7 protein-coding genes are annotated in these 9,173 nt (G+C 67.2%); 5 read left to right on the top strand and 2 right to left on the bottom strand.

Features of this window, described 5'->3' with window-relative positions:
• Window positions 1-73 precede the first annotated feature (73 nt).
• A complete protein-coding gene (locus AC5RWT_RS31110; RefSeq protein ID WP_494083581.1) occupies window positions 74-3,238 on the bottom strand; it encodes a S8 family serine peptidase in 3,165 nt (1,054 codons plus the stop codon).
• A 339-nt stretch (window positions 3,239-3,577) separates the two neighbouring features.
• Here AC5RWT_RS31110 and AC5RWT_RS31105 point away from each other — a divergent pair, with 339 nt between their 5' ends.
• Window positions 3,578-4,600, top strand: a complete 1,023-nt coding sequence (locus AC5RWT_RS31105) for a 3-methyladenine DNA glycosylase (RefSeq protein WP_494083580.1) — start codon at window positions 3,578-3,580, stop codon at window positions 4,598-4,600.
• A 284-nt stretch (window positions 4,601-4,884) separates the two neighbouring features.
• Window positions 4,885-5,226 (top strand): serine protease inhibitor, encoded by a 342-nt coding sequence (locus AC5RWT_RS31100; RefSeq protein ID WP_494083579.1) that lies wholly within the window; start codon window positions 4,885-4,887, stop codon window positions 5,224-5,226.
• 8 nt (window positions 5,227-5,234) lie between these two features.
• Here AC5RWT_RS31100 and AC5RWT_RS31095 read toward each other — a convergent pair whose 3' ends face one another.
• The gene (locus tag AC5RWT_RS31095; protein WP_494083578.1) at window positions 5,235-5,405 is read right to left on the bottom strand and encodes a hypothetical protein; all 171 of its coding nucleotides are present in this window, start codon (window positions 5,403-5,405) and stop codon (window positions 5,235-5,237) included.
• A 223-nt stretch (window positions 5,406-5,628) separates the two neighbouring features.
• Here AC5RWT_RS31095 and purS point away from each other — a divergent pair, with 223 nt between their 5' ends.
• The 3 genes from purS to purL are packed head-to-tail and all read left to right on the top strand — an operon-like array spanning window position 5,629 to window position 9,098.
• Window positions 5,629-5,901: a phosphoribosylformylglycinamidine synthase subunit PurS gene (gene purS / locus AC5RWT_RS31090; protein WP_493969476.1), complete on the top strand. Its 273-nt coding sequence runs from the start codon at window positions 5,629-5,631 to the stop codon at window positions 5,899-5,901.
• Window positions 5,901-6,683 carry a phosphoribosylformylglycinamidine synthase subunit PurQ gene (purQ, locus tag AC5RWT_RS31085; protein WP_494083577.1) on the top strand — a complete coding sequence of 261 codons (783 nt, stop codon included), beginning with the start codon at window positions 5,901-5,903 and terminating at the stop codon, window positions 6,681-6,683. Before purS ends, purQ begins: the two co-directional genes overlap by 1 nt.
• On the top strand, window positions 6,684-9,098 hold the full coding sequence (purL, locus tag AC5RWT_RS31080; RefSeq protein ID WP_494083576.1) for a phosphoribosylformylglycinamidine synthase subunit PurL: 2,415 nt from the start codon (window positions 6,684-6,686) through the stop codon (window positions 9,096-9,098).
• Window positions 9,099-9,173 lie beyond the last annotated feature (75 nt).

The following is a 9,173-nucleotide window of genomic DNA, read 5'->3' as shown; positions in this document are numbered from 1 at the left end:
TGCAGGTGGATTACCCACCTGCCGCCCTTCCTGCTGATTCATGTGCTGTCAGCGGCCAGCACCTCGTGGGATGTTATCGGCCGGAGCTTGGCTCCTGCTGCGAGGAGGCGCCCCCGTCGACAACCACCGTGCTGCCTTCCGTTGCCCGGCCCGGGGCCACCGCGCCGCCACCGGAAACATCCACGGTCACTGCAGTGGAGGCGCCGTCGCCGAACTGCACCAGGCCCACCCAGCTGCCGGCTTCCAATCCGGACCAGGTGGCCTGCACCGTTCCGGTCTCGCCGTTGCGCAGCGTCAGCGGATCAGGGCTGACGGCCAGGTTGCCAGCGTCACCGCTGAGCGCCACCGTGTTAATGGTTCCCTTGCTCGCCTTGCTGCCCGGGCTGCTGTACAGGTGCGCGATGGCATAGTACGTGCCCGGAGCAGGGTTGTTGATGACCAGCGACTCGCTGCCCGACGCCGTGGCCGCCGAGAGCACGGTGCCCGCGGGGGTGTAGATGTACAGATCCCAGTCTGCCGCCGGGTCGGCCGCGTTGATGGCGAACTGCGCCATTGTGGCACCTTCCGGCACAACCTGCGGGACGAATCCGGTGCTGCCGTTGGAGCCGATCACAGCCGGCTGGCCGGGGGTCTTCTCGATCTCGGTGGCCTTGGCCTTGGCCAGGCCCTCGACACTCAGGTCGATCGGCGAGTTGGTGCCCGAGGTGACCGACATCGAACCGGTGCCCTCACCGCCGTCGGACGCGAACGCCACGCTTGCCGGCGCCACCGCCGTGACGGGCCGGACAGCGATCGGCGAAGCAACGGTGTGGTCCTTGCCCTTGCCGCGCTTGCCTTCTTCGGTCCACACCAGCTCACCCATGGCGAACTGGTCCAACGGCGCATCCACGTTCTCGAAGGTGACCTTGAACTTGCGTTCCTGGCCCGCCTTGCTGAAGGTCAGCTTCTGGGGCGAGACCTTCACGGCCACGCCCGGCAGATCCACGTCCACCGTGTAGCTCCCGGGCTCCAGGGCGGTGAGCGTGCGTTCCACTGTCACCTTGCCGGCCAGCTTTCCGAGGGCGAAGGACGGAACGTTGACATCCTTGGAGGCGACGGTGTCCCGCTTCTTCAGGCCCAGATCCAGGCCGGTGCCTTGGATGAAGCCCAGCCAGTCCTTGATGTCGGCGTCGTAAACCAGGCCGGGATCGCCCATCCGGGCGGTGGCGACGTGGCCGGCGCCGGTGGCGAAACGGTCTTCATTCACCGAGCCGTCCTCGTTGACCAGTTTGCCGGCGGTGGTCATCATCGCCGATTTGACCGTGGCCGGTGACCACGCCGGGTTCTTGGCTAGCAACAGCGCGCCGAGCCCGGCCACCTGCGGCGCGGCCATCGAGGTGCCCGACATGAAGCCGCTGGTCTGGCCGCCGACCACCGGGGAAACCCCGGCCAGGACGTTCACGCCGGGGGCTGCGAGGTCCGGCTTGAGCAGGTTCGAGTCCACTGCCGTGGAGGGACCGCGCGAGGAGAACGCGGCGATCTGCGGAAGCGGGCTCTGCGGCAACCCGGTGGTGTCATGGTCCACCAGCGCCGCGGTCAGCGACGGGTTGGCGGCCACCTTGTCCTTGATGGAGGGGTCGTCGATGTGAACCGTGGGGACGGCGTGGAGATCCAGGTCGAGCGACCCGGGCGCCACGTTGACCAGCACCATGCCCACGCCGCCGGCCTGCTTCACCGCCACCGACTTGTCCGCGCGCGGGTTCACGCCGCGGTCGCAGATGACGATCTTGCCTTCGACCTTGGCCTGGTCAAGCTTGCCCGGGTAGCACAGCCGTGCCTCGTCCGCAGTGGCGCCGGCCGCACCCGCCTGGGCGGAGAGGACCAGTGGCGTCTGCGGAACCTCACGGTTCATGATGGACGTGCCGCGGTATTTGGTTCCGTCCGAGAGCTCTACCGTGCCCTGCAGTTCGTTGGAGAACGTGCTGGCGGCCACCGTGGTGACCCAGGGTGCGCTGTGGTTGACGGTAGCGGGTGCCGGACCCGCGTTGCCCGCGGAGGCGGAGACGAAGACGCCCACTTCGGCGGCGCTCAGGAATGCCACCGATACCGGGTCCAAAACCGAGTCGTTGTTGCCGGAGATGGAGTAGTTCAGGACGTCCACGCCGTCGAGGATGGCCTGCTCGATCGCTGCTACCGAGGCGGAGGTGTAGCAGCCTCCGGTTGCCTCATCATTGTCCTCCCAGCAGATCTTGTAGACGGCGACCTTGGCGGCCGGAGCCACGCCGTTGCCGGTGCCGAAGTTGCGGCCGTCCACCCTCTGCGTCACGCCGCTGTTGCCGGCGGCCGTGCTGGCGGTGTGGGTGCCGTGGCTGGCAATGTCGAGCGGGGAGATGGACTCCTTAGGGTGCCGGTTTCCCGGCGGGACAGTGGCCAGGAAGTCGTCGGCATAGTAGCGGGCGCTGAGCACCTTGGTATTGCATTCGGTGCCGTTGAAGCCCGAGCCCTTCTGGCCCGGCTGGCACTCGCCCAGGAACGTGCTGCCGTCGGCCTTGAGCATGGCGATCCGGCCGTCCGGCGTCAGGTACGGCTCGCCGACCTTGGCCTTGCCCCGCAGCGGCTTCACCTTCTCGCCGGCAAGGAAGTCGCTCTCCGGGTAGTAGCCGGTATCGATCACGCCGACCACGGTTCCCTTGCCGGCGTTTTCGGCGCCGCCGTACTGTTTGGCCCACACGCCGTCGGCGCCGGGCAGGTTCAGGAAATCGGTGCTGGAGTAATCGGGATGATGCTGCTCGTCGGGAGCCACCGCTGCCACGCCAGGTTTCTTGGCCAACTCGGCGGCCTGCAGCCCGGTCAGTTGTGCCACGAAGCCGTTCACCGCCGTCGTGAAGCTCTTCTGGATTTCCACGCCCTGGGAGGCTGCGACGTTGCCCTGCTGCTTCTTCAGGTGTGCCCGGTACTTTTGGGCGTGGGCACTGCCGTCGTTCAGTTTTTCACCGCGCGCGGGTTTGGTTGCCGCAATGCCGGGCACGCCGCCCTCATAAGTGGCCAGAGGGTCGGCGGCGAGCATCACGATGTAGCGGCCGTCCTCGTAAATGCCCTGCTGCCCATCCGGGTTCGAGGCGATGGTGCGCGGGAGGTCGACGGGGGCGGCGGCGGCCGGGCCGGCCACCCCGGAGAGGATCAGCGGGATCCCCAGTGCGAGTGCTGCGGCAGAGCGCAAACCCTGCCGGCGCACAAAGCTGCTGCTTTGCTGAGTCATGTGACGGAATAGCCTTTCATCCGGTGGATCCGGCCACTTTGGTCGGGCCCCAGACGCAGCCGAATGCCTATTCCGCGGGCGTCACCCCACGGAGTATTGGACTTACCGACGTGCGAAGCCGGCCCCATCCCCAACTGTGACTACAGCCACATTGGTGCGTCTGTGGAATCAAAGTACCGCACCGACCGGTCTGAAAGAACCGTTTCAGTGCGTTTGGGGGTCCGTTGGGGCATTGTTTGTACGCACTCTTCCCGGCCGCCGCCGTTGGTGCTATAAGCACGTGTCGGCGATGCCCGGTACCCGGTGCCATTTCGCCAGTGCTGCTGGAACAATGGAACCATGGCGCAGCAGGTTCTCCTCGACCGGCTCCGGGTGCTCGAACCGGAGCAGTGGCTGCCGCGCGCGCAGGCCCACCGCGAGCGAGCCCAGCGCTTCACCGAGCCGTTCCTGCAGCGGCGCTCGGCCGGGCTGAAGCACCCGGTGGAAGACTTCCTGTTCACCTATTACAGCCTCAAGCCGGGCCAGTTGCTGCGCTGGCATCCGGGCGCGGGCACCGCGCTCACCGGCACCGAAGCCGGCGAGCGCCGGAACTGGAAGTTCTACCGCGCGCTGACGGCCACCGAGTGCCGCCCTGCGGGTGTGGAGCACGACGCCGGTGCTGTCACCTTTGATGCGCAGGCTTTCCTGGCGGCGCGGGGAACCGCGGTGGCGTTCTCGCGCGAGATCCTGGCCGGTGCCGCGGCACGGCCTGCCCGGTTCGGCTGCTTCGGGCTGCACGAGTGGGCTATGGCGTACAAGTCGCGGATCAACGGCGTCCGCCACGAATACCTCAATCTGAGGCTCGGAGCCGACGGGACGGACGAGGTGGTGGAGGGCAGCCGGATCAGCTGCTCGCACTTCGACGCCTTCCGGTTCTACACCCCGCAGGCTGTCCCGCTGAACTCTCTGCGGCCCACCCGCGAGAACCAGCGGCAGCTGGAACAGCCCGGCTGCCTGCACGCCAATATGGACCTGTACAAATGGGCTTACAAGCTGGCCCCGGCCCTGCCCAGCGAGTTGGTCATGGACTGCTTCGAGCTGTCCTGGCGGATCCGCGAACTGGATATGAAGGCCTCGCCTTACGACCTCTCCGGCTGGGGCTACGAACCAGTCAGGATCGAGACCACCGAGGGCAGGGCGCAGTACGTGGCGGCCCAGCGGGCGTTTGCCGAGGAGGCACAGGTACTGCGTTCGCGGCTGCTGGAGGCGCTCGATGTGCTGGACGGCGGGGTGCAGCCGCACCCCTCGAGTGAACCGGACGATGCCTCGCCTGGGGCCGGCACCGGTTCCGGAGCAGGCGGAACCGGCCGGGCTGGAGGTTGACCATGATGGCGGGGACGAAGCGCTCACCGGCCCGGCAGCCAGTTGGCCGCCGGCTGACAGTGCTCCTGGTGTGCTTGCTCGGCCTGCCGTGGCTCGCCGCCTGCGGCCAGGAAGACCAGCCGCATCCCTCCCCTGGCATCGCGGTGCCCGCTTCTCCTCACCAGAGTGGCAGCCCGCCTGTTGCCGGCTCCCCCGGAGCAGGTACACCCCATGGCCCTGCCACCGGTACCGGCCGTCCTGCCCCCTCGGAGCCCGCCCCGCCGGATAACCAGGAAGGAACTTCCATGGATGCCGAGTTGACCATCCTTCTCTCCTCCACCGACAGTGACGCCCGCTTCGAGGCGAAACTGGTGTGCCGGGATTCCCAGCCGGCGAAGGGTTCCACGGTCAGGGATGCCGAAGGAGCGTGTGCGGCGCTGGCCAAACACGGCCACAAGGTCTTCTTCGAGCTGCCCGACCCGAACCGCTTGTGCACCCAGCAATACGGCGGGTCGCAGCAAGCCCAGGTCACCGGCACCTTCAACGGCCGGGAGGTGAACAAGCAGTTCTCCCTCACCGACGGCTGCAAGATTTCCGAGTGGAACACCATGGCAGCCCTGCTGGGCAGCCGCGCCGGCGAAGCCTGAATCCGGGCTCAGCGCCGGCCGTCGCGCATGATTTCGCTCACCCGGCGGTTAAGATCCTGGCGTGCGGCACGGGTGGCCCGCCGGTCTACGCGCCTCTTTTGTATGACCATCCGCCCAAGACCGCCCAGCACGACGGCGGCCAGGATGGGCAGCAGCATGGACTGCGGCTTCTCCGTCATGAAGACCATGCTACGAGCCCCGCATCTCAACGGCACGGTTTTGGCCGGTTCCGCCGTCGTCGTCCCGTAAAATCCGCATCCCGTGATGCCGGTAGACTGGGATTGCAAGCTCGCGGAGCGCTGAGTCAGCGTGAGACGGCACCAATTGTTCGACTGACACTGCACTGAGTTCCGCGCGCCTCGCTTCGTTTGAAGAGCACAATCCAAGCACAGGAGTGGCCGGATGCCCCGGATCGTTGTTGATGTCATGCCCAAGCCCGAAATCCTTGATCCGCAGGGCAAGGCCATTGCCGGCGCGCTGAACCGCCTGGGCCTGGCCGGCTTCAGCGAAGTCCGCCAAGGCAAGCGGTTCGAACTGACGGTTGACGGCGCGGTGACCGAGGAGATTCTGGAACAGGCCCGCCATGCTGCCGCCACGCTGCTCTCCAACCCCGTGATCGAAGACGTTACCCGGGTGGAGGTCATCACCGAGGCGACCATCGGGGCTGGCGAATAATGACTGAGACTCCGCTGATCGGCGACTTCTCGCCCACCCCCGACGCAGGCCTCTCCGGGGCGCGCATCGGCGTCGTCACCTTCCCCGGCACGCTGGACGACCGCGACGCGGCCCGTGCCGTCCGGATTGCCGGCGGCACTGCGGTCAGCCTGTGGCACGGCGACCATGACCTGCAGGGCGTGGACGGCGTGATCATCCCCGGCGGCTTCTCCTACGGCGACTACCTGCGCGCGGGCGCGATTTCCCGCTTTGCCCCGTTGATGGAGCAGATCGCCGATGCGGCCAACGCGCAGCACGATCCGCTGCCGGTGCTGGGCATCTGCAACGGTTTCCAGGTGCTGACCGAGGCGCACCTGCTGCCCGGCTCGATGATCAAGAACAACCACCTGCACTTCCTCTGCCGTGACCAAAGGCTCCGCGTGGAGAACAACACCACCGCCTGGACCGGCCAGTACGAAGCCGGCGCGGAGATTGTGGTGCCGCTGAAGAACCAGGACGGGCAGTACGTCGCGGACGAGAAGACCCTGGATGAACTGGAAGCCGAGAACCGCGTGGTGTTCCGCTATGCAGACGGGAACCCGAACGGGTCACGCCGGGACATCGCCGGGATCAGCAATGCCGCGGGCAATGTTGTGGGCCTGATGCCGCACCCCGAGCACGCAGTGGAAGCCGGCTTCGGCCCGGACTCTTCCGGCTTCGGGGACGTCGCACTGCGCGGCGGCACCGACGGCCTGGGAATTTTCACCTCCGTTTTGACGAAGATTGTGGCAGGTGCCAAGTAAATGACCGAGACCAATCCGACCAGCACATCTGTGGATACCCGGCTGGAGACCGAGGCCGAGGCACGCAATGAGCACGTGCAGAGCTACGGCGGGGCGGCCGACGCCGTCGAACGCGTCGAGGGGCGCCAGTTCAACATCGACGCAGTGGAGCATGCCACGCAGACCCCGGACACCGAATTGCCCTGGGCCGAGCTGGGGTTGAAGCGAAACGAGTTCGACGAGGTGGTCAAGGTGCTGGGCCGCCGCCCGACCGCTGCCGAGCTGGCCATGTATTCGGTGATGTGGTCCGAGCACTGCTCCTACAAGTCTTCCAAGGTCCACTTGCGTCAGTTCGGCGACAAGGTCACCGAGGACATGAAGAAGCACATGCTGGTGGGCATCGGCGAGAACGCCGGCGTGACTGACCTGGGTGACGGCTGGGCCGTAACCTTCAAGATCGAGTCGCACAACTCCCCGACCATGGTCGAGCCCTATCAGGGCGCCGCGACGGGCATCGGCGGCATCGTGCGCGACATCATTTCCATGGGCGCGCGCCCGGTGGCCGTAATGGACCCGCTGCGCTTCGGCGCGATCGACCACCCGGACACCGCCCGCGTGGTGCACGGGGCGGTCGCCGGCATCGGCGGCTACGGCAACTCGCTGGGCCTGCCGAATATCGGCGGCGAGGTCGTCTTCGACTCCGTCTACCAGGGCAACCCGCTGGTGAACGCACTGGCCGTGGGCGTGATGCGCCACGAGGACATCCGGCTGGCCAACGCCTCCGGCAAGGGCAACAAGGTGGTGCTGTTCGGCGCCCGTACCGGCGGCGACGGCATCGGCGGTGCCTCCATCCTGTCCTCGGAATCCTTCGACGACACCAAGCCCTCCAAGCGCCCCGCGGTCCAGGTCGGCGACCCGTTCGCGGAGAAGGTGCTCATCGAGTGCTGCCTGGAACTGTTCAAGGGCTCGCTGGTCGAGGGCATCCAGGACCTGGGCGCCGCCGGCATTTCCTGCGCCACCTCGGAACTGGCCTCCAACGGCGACGGCGGCATGGACGTTGAGCTGACGTCGGTGTTGCTGCGCGATCCGACCCTGACGCCGGGCGAAATCCTGATGTCCGAGTCGCAGGAGCGCATGATGGCTGTCGTCTCCCCCGAAAACGTTGAGGCGTTCGAGGCCGTCATGGCCAAGTGGGCGGTGGAATACTCCTGGCTGGGTGAAGTCACCGACACCGGCCGCCTGGTCATCAAGTGGGACGGCGAGACCATCGTCGACGTCGATCCGCGCACTGTCGCACACGACGGACCGGTCTACAACCGCCCCTACGCCCGTCCGGAATGGCAGGACCAGGTCCAGGCCGACACTTTCCGTGCCTCCCCGGCCGGCGCCAACCCCCCGGCCAGCGCCGAGGACCTCAAGGCAGCCGTGCTGGAACTGATGGCGTCTCCGAACATGTGCTCGAAGGACTGGGTGACCAACCAGTACGACCGCTACGTGGGCGGCAATACCGCACTGGCCATGCCCGACGACGCCGGAGTGGTCCGCGTGGACGAGGAAACCGGCCTCGGGGTTGCCCTGGCCACCGACGCCAACGGCCGGTACACCTACCTGGATCCCTACCAAGGAGCCCAGCTGGCCCTCGCCGAGGCCTATCGGAACGTCGCAACGGTGGGGGCCGTGCCGATGGCCGTGTCCGACTGCCTGAACTTTGGCTCCCCGGAAGACCCGGACGTCATGTGGCAGCTGGCCGAAGCCATCCGCGGCCTCTCCGACGGCTGCATGGAACTGGGAGTCCCGGTCACCGGCGGCAACGTCTCGCTCTACAACCAGACCGGCGACACCCCGATCCACCCGACACCGGTCGTGGCGATGCTCGGCAGGCTCGACGACGTTGGCCGCCGCACCCCGTCCGGCTGGCGCGAGGACGGCCAGGCGATCTACCTGATGGGCACCACCCGCGACGAGCTGGACGGCTCCGAATGGGCCAACCTGCGCGGACACCTGGGCGGCAAGCCCCCGGTGCTGGATCTGGCCGCCGAGAAGCTGCTGGGTGAGCTGCTGATCAACGCCTCCCGCGACGGCATGATTGACGCCGCCCACGACCTCTCCGAAGGCGGGCTGGCTGCTGCCCTGTCCGAGATGGCCCTGCGCGTCGGCGTCGGCGCCCGGATCGGCCTGGGCGAGGTCTGCGAGCGCGACGGCGTGGACCTGTTCACGCTGCTGTTCAGCGAGTCCCAGGCACGCGCCGTCGTGTCCGTGGCCCGCAGCGAAGAGGTCCGGTTCAAGGACATGTGCGGTGCCCGGGGCTTCCCGTTCATGCGCATCGGCGTGGTGGACACCGAGAACGGGGCGCTGGACTTCCAGAGCGAGTTCTCCGTGCCGCTGGCCGAGTTGAAGGAAGCCCACGAGGGCACCCTGCCGAAGTACTTCGCGTAGGTTCCGACCTGCCTCAGGGCGAGCGAAAGAGGGATGTTCCCGGCACCGCGGTGCCGGGAACATCCCTCTCTTTGT

The organism is Arthrobacter sp. Dra40 (assembly GCF_059091905.1).
The sequence above is the reverse complement of the archived record's forward strand: the minus strand, read 5'-3'. Positions and strand labels throughout refer to the sequence as shown.

Coding starts and splice junctions, on each gene's coding strand:
- AC5RWT_RS31110 (WP_494083581.1), bottom strand. CDS start 3,238: ATGACTCAGCAAAGCAGCAGCTTTGTGCGCCGGCAGGGTTTGCGCTCT.
- AC5RWT_RS31105 (WP_494083580.1), top strand. CDS start 3,578: ATGGCGCAGCAGGTTCTCCTCGACCGGCTCCGGGTGCTCGAACCGGAG.
- AC5RWT_RS31100 (WP_494083579.1), top strand. CDS start 4,885: ATGGATGCCGAGTTGACCATCCTTCTCTCCTCCACCGACAGTGACGCC.
- AC5RWT_RS31095 (WP_494083578.1), bottom strand. CDS start 5,405: ATGACGGAGAAGCCGCAGTCCATGCTGCTGCCCATCCTGGCCGCCGTC.
- purS (WP_493969476.1), top strand. CDS start 5,629: ATGCCCCGGATCGTTGTTGATGTCATGCCCAAGCCCGAAATCCTTGAT.
- purQ (WP_494083577.1), top strand. CDS start 5,901: ATGACTGAGACTCCGCTGATCGGCGACTTCTCGCCCACCCCCGACGCA.
- purL (WP_494083576.1), top strand. CDS start 6,684: ATGACCGAGACCAATCCGACCAGCACATCTGTGGATACCCGGCTGGAG.